This is a genomic window from Pseudomonas sp. PF05, from assembly GCF_056521845.1.
In genome coordinates this window covers 16,100-33,256 of the sequence record NZ_JBWLPW010000025.1, presented here as the reverse complement: position 1 = coordinate 33,256, position 17,157 = coordinate 16,100, and the positions used below count along the sequence as shown (strand labels likewise).

At 61.9% G+C, this 17,157-nt stretch carries 13 protein-coding genes and 1 pseudogene; 8 read left to right on the top strand and 6 right to left on the bottom strand.

The window, feature by feature from the left end:
- The 4 genes from AC09SL_RS27345 (at position 1) to AC09SL_RS27330 (ending at position 5,356) form a co-directional block, all read left to right on the top strand.
- Positions 1-990, top strand: a complete 990-nt coding sequence (locus AC09SL_RS27345) for a sulfate/molybdate ABC transporter ATP-binding protein (RefSeq protein WP_058545659.1) — start codon at positions 1-3, stop codon at positions 988-990.
- Positions 991-1,270: 280 nt separating this feature from the next.
- A complete protein-coding gene (locus tag AC09SL_RS27340; RefSeq protein WP_058545660.1) occupies positions 1,271-2,638 on the top strand; it encodes a hypothetical protein in 1,368 nt (455 codons plus the stop codon).
- Positions 2,628-3,137: a hypothetical protein gene (locus tag AC09SL_RS27335; RefSeq protein WP_058545661.1), complete on the top strand. Its 510-nt coding sequence runs from the start codon at positions 2,628-2,630 to the stop codon at positions 3,135-3,137. Before AC09SL_RS27340 ends, AC09SL_RS27335 begins: the two co-directional genes overlap by 11 nt.
- Positions 3,134-5,356 carry a GMC oxidoreductase gene (locus tag AC09SL_RS27330; protein ID WP_058545662.1) on the top strand — a complete coding sequence of 741 codons (2,223 nt, stop codon included), beginning with the start codon at positions 3,134-3,136 and terminating at the stop codon, positions 5,354-5,356. Before AC09SL_RS27335 ends, AC09SL_RS27330 begins: the two co-directional genes overlap by 4 nt.
- 253 nt (positions 5,357-5,609) lie before the next feature.
- Here the strand turns inward: AC09SL_RS27330 and AC09SL_RS27325 are convergent, their stop codons facing one another.
- Entirely contained in the window at positions 5,610-6,134 is a 525-nt protein-coding gene (locus AC09SL_RS27325; RefSeq protein ID WP_058545663.1) for an Mpo1 family 2-hydroxy fatty acid dioxygenase, read from the bottom strand.
- Positions 6,135-6,221: 87 nt separating this feature from the next.
- Between AC09SL_RS27325 and AC09SL_RS27320 the strand changes: the two genes are divergently transcribed.
- A complete protein-coding gene (locus tag AC09SL_RS27320) occupies positions 6,222-6,908 on the top strand; it encodes a Crp/Fnr family transcriptional regulator (RefSeq protein ID WP_058545664.1) in 687 nt (228 codons plus the stop codon).
- 236 nt (positions 6,909-7,144) lie between these two features.
- Here the strand turns inward: AC09SL_RS27320 and AC09SL_RS27315 are convergent, their stop codons facing one another.
- Complete coding sequence (locus AC09SL_RS27315; protein WP_058545665.1) at positions 7,145-8,149, bottom strand: AraC family transcriptional regulator; 1,005 nt, start codon at positions 8,147-8,149, stop codon at positions 7,145-7,147.
- 100 nt (positions 8,150-8,249) lie between these two features.
- Between AC09SL_RS27315 and AC09SL_RS27310 the strand changes: the two genes are divergently transcribed.
- Positions 8,250-9,332: a fatty acid desaturase gene (locus tag AC09SL_RS27310; RefSeq protein WP_058545666.1), complete on the top strand. Its 1,083-nt coding sequence runs from the start codon at positions 8,250-8,252 to the stop codon at positions 9,330-9,332.
- Positions 9,333-9,771: 439 nt separating this feature from the next.
- Here AC09SL_RS27310 and AC09SL_RS27305 read toward each other — a convergent pair whose 3' ends face one another.
- The 3 genes from AC09SL_RS27305 to AC09SL_RS27295 form a co-directional block, all read right to left on the bottom strand.
- Positions 9,772-12,276, bottom strand: coding sequence for a TonB-dependent siderophore receptor (locus AC09SL_RS27305; RefSeq protein WP_058545667.1), 2,505 nt, complete (start codon positions 12,274-12,276; stop codon positions 9,772-9,774).
- 84 nt (positions 12,277-12,360) lie between these two features.
- A complete protein-coding gene (locus AC09SL_RS27300) occupies positions 12,361-13,362 on the bottom strand; it encodes a FecR domain-containing protein (protein WP_058545668.1) in 1,002 nt (333 codons plus the stop codon).
- Entirely contained in the window at positions 13,352-13,852 is a 501-nt protein-coding gene (locus AC09SL_RS27295; RefSeq protein WP_058545669.1) for a sigma-70 family RNA polymerase sigma factor, read from the bottom strand. Before AC09SL_RS27295 ends, AC09SL_RS27300 begins: the two co-directional genes overlap by 11 nt.
- 253 nt (positions 13,853-14,105) lie before the next feature.
- On the opposite strand from AC09SL_RS27295, the pseudogene AC09SL_RS27290 reads away from it, so the two are divergent.
- Positions 14,106-15,131, top strand: a pseudogene (locus tag AC09SL_RS27290) (HAMP domain-containing protein); the annotation flags it as partial.
- Between the two features lie 69 nt (positions 15,132-15,200).
- Positions 15,201-15,986: a methyl-accepting chemotaxis protein gene (locus AC09SL_RS27285; protein WP_411829956.1), complete on the top strand. Its 786-nt coding sequence runs from the start codon at positions 15,201-15,203 to the stop codon at positions 15,984-15,986.
- A gap of 682 nt (positions 15,987-16,668) precedes the next feature.
- On the opposite strand, the gene AC09SL_RS27280 is transcribed toward AC09SL_RS27285, so the two are convergent.
- Positions 16,669-17,139 carry an SRPBCC family protein gene (locus AC09SL_RS27280; RefSeq protein ID WP_058542645.1) on the bottom strand — a complete coding sequence of 157 codons (471 nt, stop codon included), beginning with the start codon at positions 17,137-17,139 and terminating at the stop codon, positions 16,669-16,671.
- Positions 17,140-17,157 lie beyond the last annotated feature (18 nt).

Sequence of the window (17,157 nt, the reverse complement as noted above, 5' to 3'; positions counted from 1 at the left end):
ATGTCGATCGAAGTTCGTAACGTCAGCAAGAATTTCCACGCCTTCAAGGCCCTGGACGACATCAGCCTGGACATCCAGAGCGGCGAGCTGGTGGCGCTGCTGGGCCCGTCGGGCTGCGGCAAGACCACGCTGCTTCGGATCATCGCCGGCCTCGAAACCCCGGACCAAGGCAACATCGTGTTCCACGGCGAGGACGTGTCCGGCCACGACGTACGCGATCGCAACGTCGGTTTCGTGTTCCAGCACTACGCCTTGTTCCGCCACATGACGGTGTTCGACAACGTCGCCTTCGGCTTGCGCATGAAGCCCAAGCACCAGCGTCCGAACGAAAGCCAGATCGCGACCAAGGTCCATGAGCTGTTGAACATGGTGCAACTGGATTGGCTCGCCGACCGCTACCCGGAGCAACTGTCTGGCGGCCAGCGCCAGCGTATCGCACTGGCCCGCGCCCTGGCGGTGGAGCCCAAGGTGTTGCTGCTGGATGAACCGTTCGGCGCCCTCGACGCCAAGGTCCGCAAGGAACTGCGCCGCTGGCTGGCGCGGCTGCACGAAGACATCAACCTGACCTCGGTGTTCGTGACCCACGACCAGGAAGAGGCCATGGAAGTCGCCGACCGGATCGTGGTGATGAACAAAGGCGTGATCGAGCAGATCGGCTCACCTGGCGAGGTCTACGAAAACCCGGCCAGCGACTTTGTGTATCACTTCCTCGGCGATTCGAACCGCCTGCACTTGGGTGAGGACCGGCATGTTCTGTTCCGCCCTCACGAAGTTTCGCTGTCGCGTTCGGAGCTGGACGACCACCATGCCGCCGAAGTGCGCGACATCCGTCCGCTCGGCGCCACCACCCGGGTGACCCTGAAGGTGGAAGGCCAGAGCGAACTGATCGAAGCGCAAGTGGTGAAGGATCACGACAGCCTGGTGGGCCTGGCGAAGGGCGAGACGTTGTTCTTCAAGCCGAAGGTCTGGCAGAAAGTTGCCAACCTCTAAAGCAAAAAGCATCGCGAGCAAGCTCGCTCCCACAGTAGAGCTTCAGTGAACACATATTTTGTGAACATATGGAGATCCATTGTGGGAGCTTGCTCGCGATGGCGTCCCCACTGACACCGATCCGAATCTGAATAACCCCACCCAACCTTGCTTCGATTGGTTCTACTGCAACACCTTTTCCCATCTCAAACCCTACCTAGACTCTGACTTGCCAGGAGGCAGTAAGAGTCCAATGACGGACCGGTGTGATCTCCTGGCGCCTGATGCCAAGGAGATGAGTATGAGAATGGAAGTCAGTCGGCATGGCCCGCTTGGCTGTGCATTGTTAAGCGTCTTGCTGGCCCCGACCGCCAGCGCCTCCCCCTCGTTGTCCCCCCAGATACCCTTCGATGTCACGGTAACCAAGCCCGTTTCACTGGTCAGCCTGCAAGCCAATTTCGATGACTTGTCGTGGCAGACCTTCATTGCCCTGAACTGGCCAGCGCTGGATAACGGCGAGCCCAATACCGGCACCTCCATCGGCAAGCAGGATGGCGCCACCGTGTGGGAAAGCTGGAAAGAGAGCTACCAGATTTTCCGGGCCAAGGGCCAGGCCCCGCTGCCCTGGAACGCCCCGGCGACCCTGCCTGAGGCGTGCAAGTCGCTCAAGCCCGGTCGCCTGTTGCAGCAGATGGGCAAGGTGCCCGATGTGCTGGATGAATTTATCCAGCCCTTCGAGAGCGGCCCGCTGGTGGACCAGAACGGCACTTACACGCGCAACGAAATCGTGGTCAACCAATCGATGTTCAACGGTATCGTCGACAACGGCCTGTACAGCATCGAAGGGCAGCAGAAGTTTTTCGCCGCCAAGCCGACCAACGCCGTGGCGTTCAGCTGTGGTTCCACCAAGACCCAACAGGTCGGTGCGGTGATGGTGAAGGCGTCGTGGAAAGTGTTGGGCCCCAACGACAACCGGCAGGATTTTCACACTGTCGATGCGCTGGTCTACACCCCGGGCAACAACGATCCGAGCCATGGGCCGATCGTCGAGGAGTCATGCGTGTCCGAGCCGGTCGGGTTGGTGGGGTTGCACATGGTCCATAAGACTGCCAGCGCCGCGCAATGGGTCTGGTCAACCTTTGAGCATGTGAAAAACGTGCCGGAAAAAACCACGCCTGTTGCCCAGCGGACGGGGCCTTATCTGTTCTATAACGCTGCCAGCAACAGCGACATCAACCAGCCGCCGCCACGGCCATGGAACCCGGCCGTGAAGGCGACGCCCTCGCAAATCGTGCGGGACGTGCCGCTGACCGAGGCCACCAAAAAACTGAACGCTACGTATCAAAGCCTGCTGCGTACGGTGAACCCGCAGAGCGTCTGGGCGAACTATCAACTGATCAGCACCCAGTGGCCGTCAGACCCACCCAAGAACTGCCAGGTATCGGCCGCCAACCCGCTGGGCAGCCCCGCGCCGTTGTTCCTGGCCAACGCCACGCTGGAGACCTACATCCAAGGCACGGTGCCCCAGGCGTCTTCCAGTTGCATGGCCTGCCATGGCAATGCGGCCACCCATGTCACCGAGTCCCCGCGTACCAGCTTCGCGGATTTCACCTATTTGCTCGAACGCGCACAGTCCACTGGCGGACAAGGAGTCAACCATGAGCAGTGATCTGGACAATTTTGTAGGCCTGTCATCGGCCTTGACCGGCATTCCTACCGATCGGCTGGCACCGGCGATCGACCAGGTGGGTTTGCCGCCGACTTTTCTCGCATTCATCACCCCGCGTATCACCCCTGAGGTGCTCAACGCGCTGCTGACTCAGTACGCCACGCTGGTGGCCGACCACATGCCGCCCGACCAGATCGCCAAGGCGGTGCTGATGGACGGATCGCGACCGGCCGTCACGCAAGCGGCCCAAGCCGCGCGTTCGATCATGAAGCTGTGGTTGCTGGGGGTCTGGTATCAGCCCTATGCCACCGGCAGCTACAAATCGACCGATTCGACGGTGGTGTCCGACCAGGCGTACATCCAGAGCTGGGCCTGGAAAATCGCCCAGGCCCATCCCATGGGCTACAGCGAGATGTTTTTCGGCTATTGGAACACCACGCCACCGAGCCTTGAGGACTACACTGGCGTGCCCGCCAACGGGCAAGGAGCTTCGTCATGAGTACCGAACAAGCCGAGGTGATCATCGTTGGCGCGGGGCTGGCGGGCAGCATCATCGCTTATCAGTTGGCCATGGCGGGCGTGGATGTGCTGGTGCTCGAATCGGGCCCGGAGATCCCGGCCAACCGCGCGCAATATCTGGAACGCTTCTACACGGCCACCTTGAAAACCCCGGAGTCCCCTTATCCTCCGGTGTCGTCCCTGGACTCGCCGCGTGACCCGAGCAAGGAAAATGCCCCTCGGGCGACCATCGCCGACCTGATCCTTGGCTGGAAAGAGCCGAAAACCAGCTACCTGGTGCAGAAGGGCCCGCTGCCCTTCAACAGCACCTATGAACGGGTGGGCGGCGGCACGACCTGGCATTGGGTCGGGACGTGCCTGCGCATGGTGCCGAACGATTTTCGCCTCAAGAGCAAGTACGGCGTCGGGGTGGATTGGCCGATCGGTTACGACGATCTGCAAAGCGCTTATTGCCGGGCCGAGGCGGAAATCGGCGTGTCGGCCAATGTCGCCGACCAGGCCTACCTGGGCATGACCTTTCCCGAGGGTTATTCATTCCCGATGCACAGCATTCCGTTGTCGTTGGTCGATGGCAGTTTTGTCAGCGCCGTGACCGGGCAGGCGTTCGACGGTTTGCCGCTGGTGGTCAGCCCGACCCCGGCTGGACGCAACTCCCAGCCCTACGCCGGGCGCCGGGTGTGTGCCGGCAATACCAACTGCACGCCGATCTGCCCGATCCAGGCCAAGTACGACGCGACGGTGACCCTGAACAAGGCCCTGAACACCGGCAAGGTCCGGGTCATGTACCGGACCGTGGCCAGCAAAGTGACCGTGGGCCCGGACAAGAACATCAATGGTATCGAATTCATTCAATACCAGCTTGGCGAGGGGCCGCAGACGGGCACTGGCGTGGCCATCGGGCAGCGTTACGTGATCGCGGCCCATGCCATCGAAACCCCTAAATTGTTGCTCAATTCCAAGACCCCGGCCTGGCCCGATGGCGTGGCCAACAGCAGTGGGCAAGTGGGACGCAGTTTGTCCGACCACCCGATTTACCTGGCATGGGGGCTGATGCCGGAAGGCAAGACGGTATTTCCGTACAGGGGCCCGGTGTCCACGGCGGGCATCGAGAGCCTGCGTGACGGCGATTTTCGCAGCCAGCGAGCGGCGTGGCGCATCGAAATCGGCAACGAGGGCTGGAACTGGCCGGTGGGCGACCCTTACGTCACCGTGGCCGATTTTATCGAGGGGAAGAACAAAAGCTGCACCAACCCGTTGCCATCGAAAGAGAACCCGCCGCCGCCCACTGAGGCGCTTTACGGCACGGCGCTGATTCAACGGCTCAACGATTTGTTCATCCGCCAGTTTCGGATCGGCTTTTTGGTGGAGCAGGTAGAGAAGGATCCCGACCGGTCCAATAGCTACATCGTGCCCTCGACGGACAAACTCACGGACGGGCTCGGCATTCTCCGGCCGGAAATCCACTACGACCTGTCCGATTACACCAAGGAAGGTTTCAGGCAGGCGAAGATACTGGCGAGCCATATCATCAAGGACCTGCTTGGTGCCGTGGAGCTGACGGTGCCGATTGGCCAAGGGACTTTCAGGTACAAAGAAGAGGATTACAGCTTCCAGGGCGCCGGGCACCTGATGGGCACCTATCGCATGGGCGATGATCCGGCCAAGTCGGTGGTGGACAAGGACCAGCGCAGTTGGGACCACAAGAACCTGTTCCTGGTGGGCGACGGCGTCTTTCCCAGCACCGGCACTTCGAACCCGAGCCTGACGATTGCAGCGCTGTCGTTCCAGGCCGGGGACACTGTGGCCAACGACCTGAAGGCGGTGACGATGCAGGTCCAATCCACCATCGCCTGGCAGGGCACCGGCGTGCAGGTCAACGGGTTGGTCCCGCGCCTGGTTCGCTACGTCAGCGGGCTCTGGTGTGCCAGCCCGCAGGGCGGCAATGTCGATGGAAATGGCGGTTCGAGGCACATCGACTACAGCAGCTATGCCTTGCCCGGTGCCGCCGAAGGCGCCTTGATCGGTCGCGTGGGCAATGGTGGCAAGCCGTTCCTGGTGGGTGATCTGGGACAGGTTCCGGGCAACGAGCAAGGGGAACTGCAACTGTGCATCAACGATGACCTGACCGGGCAGCACGGGTCTGGCTTGAAAGATAACACCGGCGCGCTGACGATACGGGTCGAGTTTGGTGCGCTGTAACGCTTGAGTGGTAATGGTCCAACACCCTGTGGGAGCGAACCTGTGGGAGCAAGGCTTGCCCGCGATGCAAACACCTCGGTGTAGCTTATAGACCGAGGCGATGCTATCGCGGGCAAGCCTTGCTCCCACAAGTTCATTCCCACAAGTTCATTCCCACAAGTTCATTCCCACAAGTTCATTCCCACAAGTTCATTCCCACAAGTTCATTCCCACAGGTTCGCTCCAACAGGGGGAGGCTGGTGGTGCGTTGTGTTCAGGCGACCGAGCGCTGGTGGCGCAAGGCTACGGGCCCGACGCGCTCTTCGATGGCCCGCTTCAGTTCGCCGCGAAGCCCCAGCAGAAAGCCTGCCTCCACCACCACAAACAGCGGCCCGACAATCAGCCCGGTGAGGTCGTCGACGAACGCCGGCTTGCGGCCTTCGTAATAGTGGCCGACAAACTGGATCACCCAACCCACCACGAACATCCCCAGGCCACTGCCCAGCCATACCCAGGTGCTTTGCGCGGCGAGCACCTGGCCCAGCCATAGCGCCAGGCCCAGCAACACCGTCATCAGCACCCCCAGGCGCAACTCCAGGCGCAAGTAGAACCAGGCACTGGCCACGGCCACCAGCAGCGCCGGCGACACCAGGACCGCACCCACGGGCCAGCCGGGCCGTGACAGCAGCACGGCGACGGCGACGAAGATCAGCGGAATGCCGATGAAATGGCTGGCGATGTTGCGCGGGTCGCGATGATAGGCGGCGTATTGACTGAGATGATCGACGAGGCTTTTCATTGTTGTTCCTCCTGAGGTGATGCTTGCATGATGCCCAGGTACCACAAGGCGTTCTGTCAGTTAGCCGACACTTGTCCCGGAGTTCCCATGAATTCGCATCCCTGGCACTCACACCTGATGGCCGGCCACTGGTACAGCCATCTGCCTGCTGAGTTTCAGAATAGTCTGCTGGGCATGGCGCGGGTGCGCCGCCTGACGCCGGGTCATCGGCTGTTCCAGCGCGGCGATCCACCGTGCGGGCTGTATGCCCTGCTGGAAGGCGCGGTGCGTGTTGGAGCAGTGAACGAACAGGGCAAGGAGGCGCTGCTGAGCGTGGTGGAGGCGCCCCACTGGTTCGGTGAAATCTGCCTGTTCGATGGCCAGCCGCGCACGCATGATGCGGTGGTCGTCGGTCAATGTACGCTGCTGCACGTGCCCCAGGCGCCGTTGCTGGCATTGCTGCAAGAGCAGCCGATCTACTGGCGGCATCTCGCATTATTGATGAGCCACAAACTGCGCCTGACCTTCATCAACCTTGAGCACCTGAGCCTGATGCCCGCCCCGGCCCGCGTGGCCTACCGCCTGCTGATGATCGCCGAGGGCTACGGCGAAATCGAACCGGCCCGACGGGTCCTGCAACTGCCCCAGGAACAACTGGCGCTGATGCTCGCGCTGTCACGCCAGACCACCAACCAGATCCTCAAGGACCTGCAGGCCCAGGGCATTCTTCACCTGGGGTATGGCGAGATAGAAATCGTCGACATCGAGCGGTTGCGGGCGTTGACTACGCCCTGAAACAGGTGGGCGCGAGCTTGCTCCCGCTGGCCTGCGCTGTAGGAACTGCCGAAGGCTCGGGCCGCGTTCGGACGATCTTTTGATCTTTTGATCTTTCGCTTGAGATTCAAGCGTCAGGGGAAAGATCGCAGCCTCGCTCCGCTCGACAGCTCCTACGGGTCGAGCGGGAGCAAGCGCCCTCGTCACGGGTCTTGGATTGTCTGGGCGATAGGGCCCGCCCAGGCGCTGCAAAGCCCCTAGCGCAACCCATCCCGAAACTGCCCCGGCGTCATCCCGGTCCAGCGCTTGAAGGCGCGGCTGAAGCTGCTGGCATCGGCAAAGCCCAGCAGATAACTGACTTCGCTCAGCGAGCAATTCGGATCACGCAGATGCAGCAGCGCCAGATTCTCCCGGCACTCGTTGAGCAGTGCGTCGAAGCGGCAGCCTTCGTCGGCCAGGTGCCGTTGCAGGCTGCGCAGGCTCAGGTGCATGGCTTGGGCGATGCGTTCGGCGCTGGGTTCGCCTTCGGGCAGTTGGGCCTCGATGGCCGCGCGTACCTTGCGCTCCCAGGTCAGCGGCTTGAGCTGGGCGAGGGTGCGTTCGAGCACGGTTTCGTTGTGTTCGGCCAGTTCCGGGTTGGCGTCGTCCAGGTGGCTGTCGAAGTCGGCGAAGTTGAACTCCAGGCGATCCTGGTCGGCGCCAAAATGCACTGGCGAGCGGAACACCTTGTGCCAGGGGCTGGGGTCCGCGGGTTCCGGGCGCCGCAGGTACACCGCCAGCGGTGCGTAATCACGGCCGAGGCGATTGCGGCAGGTGCGCACGTAAATCGCTGCGAACGCATCGATGGCTTCAAAGGCTGGCGCCGGTCGGCCCGGCGGCACCTCGAGGCTGAAGCGATAACGGTCCCCGGCGCGGATCAGCTGGAGGGTCAAGGCATCGCTGACCACCGGGTGATAGCGCACGATCCGCTCGAATACTTCCCGCAGGCTGCCGCTGGCCACCAGGGCATAACCCAGCGCATGAAACGTGGTGGGGCTGACGAAGCGCGACACCCGCAGGCCGATGGCCGGGTCGCCGCTGGCCTGCACGGCCAATGCCCACAGGCGCGTGGTGGCCGAGAGCGGGTAACGGGCATTCGGGTCGTCCATCCATTGCGGGTCGAGGCCGGCCTCTACGCACAGGGCATGGCTGTCCAGGCCCAGCGCATCGAGCTGTTTGCGCAGGGCGCGGGTCCAGCTGGCGAGGGAAGTCGGTTCAGTCATGACGATTGGCGCTTGCGGTCAACAGGTTGGCGTTTACGGCTACCACCCCAGGGGACAACGCCCGGCAGGATGAGCACATCTCTAACAGAGGATGTAAGCCATGCACGGCACTTGCGCAAGCCCCGAGCGATTGAATGCACAACAACGATCGGCCCATATTCGCCAGGTGGTCCTGGCCCGGGGCGAAGAGTTGCGGCGGCGCTATCCGATCCTGCGCCACCAGGATGCGTTGGGCGCGGGCATCCTGGCGTTCGCCCTGGCCGGGATGATCGGTTCGGCGCTGCTCTACATCAATGGTTACCTGGCCGGGTGGGCGTGCCTGTTGCTCAACGCGTTTTTCGCTTCGCTGACCCACGAGTTGGAACACGACCTGATCCACAGCATGTATTTTCGCAAGCAGCGCCTGCCCCACAATTTGATGATGGGCCTGGTGTGGCTGGCGCGGCCGAGCACGATCAATCCGTGGATCCGCCGCCACCTGCACCTCAACCATCACAAGGTGTCCGGCAGCGAGGCCGACATGGAGGAACGGGCCATCACCAACGGCGAACCCTGGGGATTGGCGCGGTTGCTGATGGTCGGCGATAACGTGATGTCGGCCTTCATCCGCCTGCTGCGGGCCAAGAGCGGGGCGCACAAGCGCAGCATCCTCAAGCGCACGCTGAAGGTGTATTTCCCACTGGCGTTGCTGCACTGGGGCGCCTGGTATGTGTTCCTGGGATTTCACGGGGCCAACGGTATTGCCAGCCTGCTGGGTACGTCGATTGACTGGTCGGCCACCACGCTGGCGACGATGCAGGTGATCGACATCGCCGCGGTGGTGATCATCGGCCCGAACGTGCTGCGCACCTTTTGCCTGCACTTCATCAGCTCGAACATGCACTACTACGGCGACATCGACCCGGGCAATGTCATCCAGCAGACCCAGGTGCTCAACCCCTGGTGGCTATGGCCGTTGCAAGCGTTCTGCTTCAACTTCGGCAGCAGCCACGGTATTCACCATTTCGTGGTGAAGGAGCCGTTCTACATTCGCCAATTGACGGTGCCGGTGGCGCATAAGGTGATGCGCGAGATGGGTGTGCGGTTCAATGATGTCGGTACGTTTGGCCGGGCGAATCGGTTTGTGCGCGAAGAGGGTGAGGTGCGGGAGAAAGCTCCCGCCGGTCCTGCAGGAGCTGTGTAAGAGCCGTGTAGGACCTATGTAGGAGCTGTCGAGTGCTACGAGGCTGCGATCTTTCCCCAGACACTTGAATCCCAAGCGAAAGATCAAAAGATCGTCCGAACGCGGCCCGAGCCTTCGCCAGCTCCTACAGAGCCCAGCGGGAGCAAGCTCTCATGGAACAAATTGCAACACCATGTTTTTAAAGTGCTTTTCAAAAAACTGCAATGTGACTCAGTTGGACCGCTATTCCCGTGTGGCGAGGGGATTTATCCCCGCTGGGCTGCGCAGCAGCCCCAAAAGCAACGACCTCGATCTTACTGGCACACCGAGTTGTCTGGTTGGGGGCCGCTGCGCAGCCCAGCGGGGATAAATCCCCTCGCCACAAGACCTGTTCCCTGCGCGACAGCGCAGCGTCGGCGACTCCCTCGCCACAATGGTATGCGTCAAGACCGGGAACAGGTTAGAACTGGTAACTCACCGTCGCCGCCACATTGCGTTCTTCACCCATGTAGCAATAGCTCAGGCTGGCGCACGAAGCGACGTAGGTTTCGTTGGTCAGGTTGTTCGCGTTCAGGCGCACGTCCACGCCCTTCAAGCCGACCTTGCCCAGGTCATACCCCACCGAGGCGTCGAACAACGTGTAGGACGGCACCTTCATGGTGTTCTCCGCATCGGCCCAGCTGTAGCCGACATAGCGCACACCGCCACCCAGGCGCAGGCCGTCGAGGGCGCCGCTGTCGAACTTGTAGTCAGCCCAGACCGACGCCATGTGGCGTGGTGCCTGGGTCGGTGAGTTGCCCTTGTTTTCGATGATGTCGGTGGCGGTGCTCAAGGTGCTGATCATCGATTTCGAATATTCGATGTCGGTGAAGGTGTAGCTGCCCAGCACTTTGAATTGTTCGGTCAACTGCAGGTGCGCTTCCAGTTCCAGGCCCTGGGAGCGCACGGCCCCGACGGCGCGGTAGAAGTTTTCCTGGGGCAGTTTGGTTGCCAGGTTTTCCTGGTCGATGCGAAACAGCGAGGCGGTGTACAGGTCATCGGTGCCCGGTGGCTGGTACTTCAGGCCCAGTTCCCATTGCTTGCCATCGGTGGGCGGCAGCGGGTTGCCGGCGCTGTCGGCGTAGGAGTTGGGGTTGAACGACTCGGAGTAGCTGATGTACGGCGCCAGGCCATTGTCGAACAGGTACAGCGCCCCGGCGCGGCCGGTGAGCTTGGTGCGTTTGTCGTTGATCTCGGTGCCTTGTGGGCGGCCGAATTCGGCGATGCGGTTTTCGTCCGAGGTCTCGACCCAGTCCTGGCGCAGGCCGAGGGAGAATCGCCATTTGTCCATCTCGATCAGGTCTTGCAGGTACACACCGGTCTGCTCCAGGCGCCGCAGGTAGCTGGTGGGGCTGAAGTAGGTGATGGCCGAGTTGCCGTAGGTCGGGTCGAAGGCATTGATCGGCGCCAGGCTGCCGCTGGTCCAGTCGACCACGGTTTTGCGCCGCTGGTAGTCAGCCCCCATCAGTACGGTGTGCTTGGTCGCGCCGGTGAAGAATTCGGCTTGCAGCATGTTGTCGACGATGAAGGAATGGAGCTTTTCTTCGGCGCCGGTGTAATAGCGGTTCAGCTCGTTGCTGGTGGGCGTAGTCCAGCCATAGGCGTAGACCTGATCGTTGGTGACTTTGGAATCCAGGTAACGGAAGTTCTGCCGGGCGGTGAAGACATCGTTGAAACGGTGCTCGAATTGGTAGCCGAACGACTGTTGGTCGCGCTCGTAACCGTCGACGCCCGGTTCGCCTTCGAAGAAGTTTTCGGAGATCCGCCGGCCGTTGCGCTGATGCAAGGTGCCGTCGGCCGGCATGCCACCGTGGTAGCCGCCGTCGGGGTCATGTTGCAGGTAGGCTTGCAGCGTCAGCGAGGTGTCCTCGCTGAAATCGATGTTCACCGTGGGCGCGAGGGCGAAGCGTTTTTCCTTGTTGTGGTCGAACTGGGTGTCGGAGCTGTCCGCCAGGCCGATCAACCGATAGGTGATGCGTTTGTCGTCATCCACGGGGCCGGTAAAGTCCAAACCCATGCCGCGTTGGCCCTGGGTGCCGACCGTGGCATGGATCTGGTGATAGGCCTCGTACTGCGGCTTCTTGCTGGTGAGCGCCACCAGGCCGCCGGGCGAACTGCGGCCGTAGAGCACCGAGGACGGGCCCTTGAGAATGTCGACCCGCTCCAGGAAATACGGATCGACCTGCATGGAACTGTAGGTGCCGCTGTCGCCCATGGACTTGAGACCGTCGAGGTAGATGTTATCCACCGAGCCGTCGTTGAAGCCGCGCATCGCCACGTAGTCGTAGCGGTGGGTCGCGCCGTAGGGGTTGGTCAGCACGCCAGGGGTGTAGCGCATGGCCTGGGACACGGTTTGCGCGCCCTGATCGTCCATTTGCTCGCGGGTGACCACGGACACGCTCTGGGACGTTTCGCGCAGGGCGGTACTGGTCTTGGTGGCGATCTGGCTGTGGGTGGCGTTGTAGCCTTCCATGCTGCCCAGGGCGTTACCCAGGGCGAAGCCCTTGATGTTGGTGGTCGGCAGTTCCAGCGTGCTGCCAACGGTCTGGGTTTGCAGCACGTAGCTGCTGCCATCCTGGCTGACGGCAACCAGTCCCGAGCCACTGAGCAACTGGCTCAGGGCCTGGTCGGGCGAGTATTGACCCTTGAGCCCCGGGGACTGGACACCGCCGGTTTGCGCTGGCGTGCTTGCCAGGGTGATCCCTGCCTGGCGGGCGAACTGATTCAGTACATCGCTCAGTGGACCGGGGGTGATGTTGTAGCTCTGAGGGCCGGCGGTCACGCTGCTTTGTGCGGCGACCGCGAGCATCGGCACGACACTGACCCCCAGCGCCGTGGAGAACAGCGCGGCATGGATCGCCTGGCGCAACAGGCCCGGTTGCGCAGAGAGGCCGAAGGGGTTCTTGGGAAGTACGCGCTCAGTCATTGTGGGTTCCGTTGCAGTCGCCGAAGGCAGATAAGGGTTGCTTACTGTCCTAGCCGGACGCCGGCGTGAAACCCGCCAAAAAAATCAAGCCAGGCGTTCCACCGTGATCCACCAACGGGTTCGATAACGGAGCTGCACCGGGAGCGTGCGTGGCAGGACGGCGAGTAATTTGTCGGTGTCCTCCAAGCGGAAAACCCCCGACAAGCGCAGGTCGGCAATCGACGCCGCGCAGTTCAAATAGCCTGGGCGGTAGCGTCCTACCTCGTTGATAAAGTCTTCCAGGCGCATGTTGCGCGTGACGATCAGCCCGTCGACCCAGGCGCCTGCGTCCATGTCCAGCGGCGGTGCCAGGGTCGCTGTCGATGCGCTGATCAGGTAGCTTTGCCCGGCTTCGACCTGGAGGGGCGTGCCATCGCTGTTTGGGTGCGAACGGATAACCACCCGGCCGCTGGTGACGCTCAAGCGTGTGCAGTCGCTGTCCTGGCGCACGACGAAGCGCCCCTCCAGCCCTTCGAACAGACCATGCCGGCCTCGTACCCGCAGCGGGCGCTCCGGGTCGCGGCCACAGGTGACCCTGATCTCGCCGCGAGCCAGGGTAATCAGGCGCTGCCGGGCGCTGAAATCCAGGTCGGCGGCGCTGTGGGTATTGAGCTCGAGTCGCGTGCCGTCCGGCAGTTGGAAACCTCGTCGTTCACCCGTGCCGGTGGCGAAATCGGCACGCCACGGCTGCCAGCCCAGGTCCTTGCCCAGCCATGCCGCGCAGCCCACCAGTGCGACGCCCGACAACAACTTCAGTGCCTGGCGCCGGTTGAGGCGCTGGGCACTGTTTTCCAGGGTATCCAGGGCAACATGGGCACCGGGCAATGCCCGCAGGTTGGAGGTCAATTCGCTGTGCAGCGCTTGCACCCGTTGCCAGGCCAGTTCGTGTTCCGGGTGGGCGGCGCGCCAGGTGTCGCACTGTTGGCGCAGGGTCGGGTGAGAGGTGTGATTGCGCAGGCGCAGCAGCCAATTGATCGCCTGCCTGACCACCTGTTGCGACGGGCCGTTGCGTCGGCTCTGCAAGTGATCCGCCGGCTCAGCGTTCATAGCGCAGCACATAGCAGTGGTACAGCGCATCGGCGACGTAGCGTTCCACCGAGCGCAACGAGATGCCCATCTGTTCGGCAATCTGCTTGTAAGTCAGGCCTTCGCACTGGGCCAACAGAAAGGCCCTGCGCACTTTTGGCTTGAGGCCTTCGAGCATCCTGGCAATCGCTTCGAGCAGTTCCAGGATCAGGGCCTGGGCTTCAGCGCCAGGGGTTTCGGCTTCCGGCAGGTGAGCTATGGTTTCCAGGTAAGCGCGTTCGATTTCTGCTCGACGCCAATGGTCGATCACCAGGCCTTGGGCGATGGTGCGCAAAAAGGCGCGTGGGGCTCGAAGTTCCAGGCGTTCGCTACGCTGCAACAGGCGCACGAAGGTGTCCTGGGCCAGGTCCGCGGCATCGGCGGCGTTGCCCAGCCGGGTGCGCAGCCACGTATTGAGCCAGCCGTGATGACGGCTGTAGAGCGCCTGTACTGCAAACTCGGGAGATGACATGGACGCGACGGCCTGGATGTTACAAATGATAATAGGTCGCATTGTCATCAGCCGTCGGCGAATTTGCAACCACCGTTCGCTCGCCGTGTCCTCTCGTCGCCTATTTCTTCGAATCCCTAATTATTTGTACCGGTATGCCGACAGACTGGTATGCGTGCACCAAAGTGGAGCGCAATGACAACCGCTCGTGCTGTTACATGAAACGTTGCAAACCTGGAATGCATCCCCACTCCTTGCATAAGAAGCCTCATCGATGAATCTAAAGTTCAGTCACAAAATCCTCCTGGCCGCCTCCGGTGTGGTAGTCCTGGCTTTTGCCCTGTTCACGCTTTACAACGACTATTTGCAGCGCAACACCATTGGCAGCAGCCTTGAATCGTCCATTGAGCAGTCTGGCGACCTGACGGCCAGCAGCATCCAGAACTGGATGAGTGGCCGGATACTGGTGTTGGAAAACCTGGCGCAAAACATCGCGCACCAGGGCGCTGCGGCCGATCTGCCGGGGCTGGTCGATCAGCCGGCACTGACCTCGAACTTCCAGTTCACTTATGTAGGCCAGGCCAACGGTGTCTTCACCCAGCGCCCGGACGCCAAAATGCCTGACGGCTACGACCCGCGTCAGCGCCCTTGGTACAAACAGGCGGTGACCGCCGATAAAACCATGCTGACCCCGCCTTATATGGCAGCGGTGGGTGGCCTGGTGGTGACCGTAGCCCTGCCGGTGAAGCACAACGGCGAACTGCTCGGCGTGGTGGGCGGCGACCTGAGCCTGGAAACCCTGGTGAAAATCATCAACTCCGTGGATTTCGGTGGCATCGGCCATGCCTTCCTGGTCAGCGGCGACGGTCAGGTGATCGTCAGCCCGGATAAAGACCAGGTGATGAAAAACCTCAAGGACATCTACCCCGGCACCCCGGTGCGCATCGGCAAGGGTATCCAGGAGGTTGAGCTGAACGGGCAGGACCGCATTCTTTCGTTCACCCCAATCACCGGCCTGCCGAACGCCGAGTGGTACATCGGCTTGTCGATCGACAAGGCCAAGGCCTACGCGCCGTTGAGCCAGTTCCGTACGTCTGCGCTGATTGCGATGTTTGTCGCGGTGTCGGCCATTGCGGTGCTGCTGAGCCTGCTGATCCAGGTGCTGATGCGTCCATTGACCACCATGGGCCGCGCCATGCAGGACATCGCCCAGGGCGAAGGCGACCTGACCCGGCGCCTGGTGGTGCAGGGCAAGGATGAATTCGCGGTGTTGGGTGGCTCGTTCAACCAGTTCGTGGAGCGGATTCACGCGTCGATCTCGGAAGTGTCTTCCGCCACCCGCCAGGTGCATGACCTGTCGCAACGGGTGATGACCTCGTCCAACGCTTCGCTCGTCGGCTCGGATGAGCAGAGCGCCCGCACCAACAGCGTGGCCGCGGCCATCAACCAGTTGGGCGCCGCGACCCAGGAAATCGCCCGCAATGCCGCCGATGCCTCGCAACATGCCAGCGGCGCCAGCGAGCAGGCCGACGACGGTCGCCAGGTGGTGGAAAAAACCATCCAGGCCATGACCGAGCTGTCGCAGAAGATCAGCCTTTCGTGCACCCAGATCGAAACCCTGAACGCTAGCACCGACAACATCGGCCACATCCTGGACGTGATCAAGGGCATCTCCCAGCAAACCAACCTGCTGGCCCTGAACGCGGCCATCGAAGCGGCCCGTGCCGGTGAAGCCGGCCGTGGTTTTGCGGTGGTGGCCGATGAAGTACGCAACCTGGCGCACCGTACTCAGGAGTCGGCGGAAGAAATCCACAAGATGATCACATCGCTGCAGGTTGGCTCCCGTGAAGCGGTGTCCACGATGAACGCCAGCCAGACGTCCAGCGAAGAGAGCGTGGAAGTGGCCAACCAGGCCGGCCTGCGACTGGTCAGCGTGACGCAGCGTATCGGCGAGATCGACGGCATGAACCAGTCGGTGGCCGCGGCGACCGAAGAGCAGACTGCTGTGGTTGAAACCCTCAACATGGATGTCAGCCACATCAACCTGCTGAACCAGCAAAGCGTGGCCAACCTCAATGAAACCCTGAAGGATTGCGATGCCTTGTCGCAGCAGGCCAACCGTCTGAAGCAATTGGTGGACAGCTTCAAGATCTGACCCAGTCGCAAGCCGACCCGCTCCCCTGTGGCGAGGGAGCTTGGTCCCGCTGGCCTGTGCCCTGTAGGCGCTGCCGAAGGCTGCGATCTTTTGATCTTTCGCTTGAGATTCAAGTGTCTGGGGGAAAGATCGCAGCCTCGTTGCACTCGACAGCTCCTACACAGCTCCACACAGCTCCACACAGCTCCACGGCGCCGGCACGCAGGCTTGGTCTCGCTGGCCTGTGCCCTGTAGGAGCTGCCGAAGGCTGCGATCTTTTGATCTTTCGCTTGAGATTCAAGTGTTGGGGGAAAGATCGCAGCCTCGTTGCACTCGACAGCTCCTACACAGCTCCTACACAGCTCCACGGCGCCGGCACGCAGGCTTGGTCCCGCTGGCCTGTGCCCTGTAGGAGCTGCCGAAGGCTGCGATCTTTTGATCTTTCGCTTGAGATTCAAGTGTTGGGGGAAAGATCGCAGCCTCGTTGCACTCGACAGCTCCTACACAGCTCCTACACAGCTCCTACACAGCTACACGGCGCCGGCACGCAGGCTTGGTCCCGCTGGCCTGTGCCCTGTAGGAGCTGCCGAAGGCTGCGATCTTTTGATCTTTCGCTTGAGATTCAAGTGTCTGGGGAAAAGATCGCAGCCTCGTTGCACTCGACAGCTCCTACACAGCTCTCTCAAGGCCACCCTGGGGCAGGTTATGCCTCGGGGAACATCCCCTGCACATTCCCCATCGCCTCATCGGCAAAGCCCTGGAGGAAATCCCGGAAGCCCGACGGCGTATGGGCGTCGGTGTGGTCGGCGATGATGGTCCAGGTGGCGCGGCAGCGGTTGTCCGCCAGGGGTTCGACGCGCATGGCCGCCCACAGGTTGTCGATGCCCAGGGTGTTGTAGATCAGCGTCCAGGTCATGTGCATGGCCTGGTCGTCACGGCTATTGAGCTGTTCCACCACAAGGTTTTGCCCATCGCGGAAGAATTTCTTGCGCAGGGACCTCACGCCTTCGCCGGTCATTTCGATGCGTTCCAATGCCGGAATGAAATGGTTGAATCCGCCAAAATCTCCCACCACGTCCCAGACGCGCGCCGCGTCGGCCGCGACCTCCACCGAGGTTTCGACCTGGCAGGCTTGGGGGTTTTTGATCAGGGTGTCGGGTTGAAATGCACTCATGGTCTTGCTCCTTGCTTT

Bases quoted from the DNA above. Each gene is read 5' to 3' on its own strand.
- AC09SL_RS27345 (WP_058545659.1), top strand. From the start codon at position 1: ATGTCGATCGAAGTTCGTAACGTCAGCAAGAATTTCCACGCCTTCAAG.
- AC09SL_RS27340 (WP_058545660.1), top strand. From the start codon at position 1,271: ATGAGAATGGAAGTCAGTCGGCATGGCCCGCTTGGCTGTGCATTGTTA.
- AC09SL_RS27335 (WP_058545661.1), top strand. From the start codon at position 2,628: ATGAGCAGTGATCTGGACAATTTTGTAGGCCTGTCATCGGCCTTGACC.
- AC09SL_RS27330 (WP_058545662.1), top strand. From the start codon at position 3,134: ATGAGTACCGAACAAGCCGAGGTGATCATCGTTGGCGCGGGGCTGGCG.
- AC09SL_RS27325 (WP_058545663.1), bottom strand. From the start codon at position 6,134: ATGAAAAGCCTCGTCGATCATCTCAGTCAATACGCCGCCTATCATCGC.
- AC09SL_RS27320 (WP_058545664.1), top strand. From the start codon at position 6,222: ATGAATTCGCATCCCTGGCACTCACACCTGATGGCCGGCCACTGGTAC.
- AC09SL_RS27315 (WP_058545665.1), bottom strand. From the start codon at position 8,149: ATGACTGAACCGACTTCCCTCGCCAGCTGGACCCGCGCCCTGCGCAAA.
- AC09SL_RS27310 (WP_058545666.1), top strand. From the start codon at position 8,250: ATGCACGGCACTTGCGCAAGCCCCGAGCGATTGAATGCACAACAACGA.
- AC09SL_RS27305 (WP_058545667.1), bottom strand. From the start codon at position 12,276: ATGACTGAGCGCGTACTTCCCAAGAACCCCTTCGGCCTCTCTGCGCAA.
- AC09SL_RS27300 (WP_058545668.1), bottom strand. From the start codon at position 13,362: ATGAACGCTGAGCCGGCGGATCACTTGCAGAGCCGACGCAACGGCCCG.
- AC09SL_RS27295 (WP_058545669.1), bottom strand. From the start codon at position 13,852: ATGTCATCTCCCGAGTTTGCAGTACAGGCGCTCTACAGCCGTCATCAC.
- AC09SL_RS27285 (WP_411829956.1), top strand. From the start codon at position 15,201: ATGACCTCGTCCAACGCTTCGCTCGTCGGCTCGGATGAGCAGAGCGCC.
- AC09SL_RS27280 (WP_058542645.1), bottom strand. From the start codon at position 17,139: ATGAGTGCATTTCAACCCGACACCCTGATCAAAAACCCCCAAGCCTGC.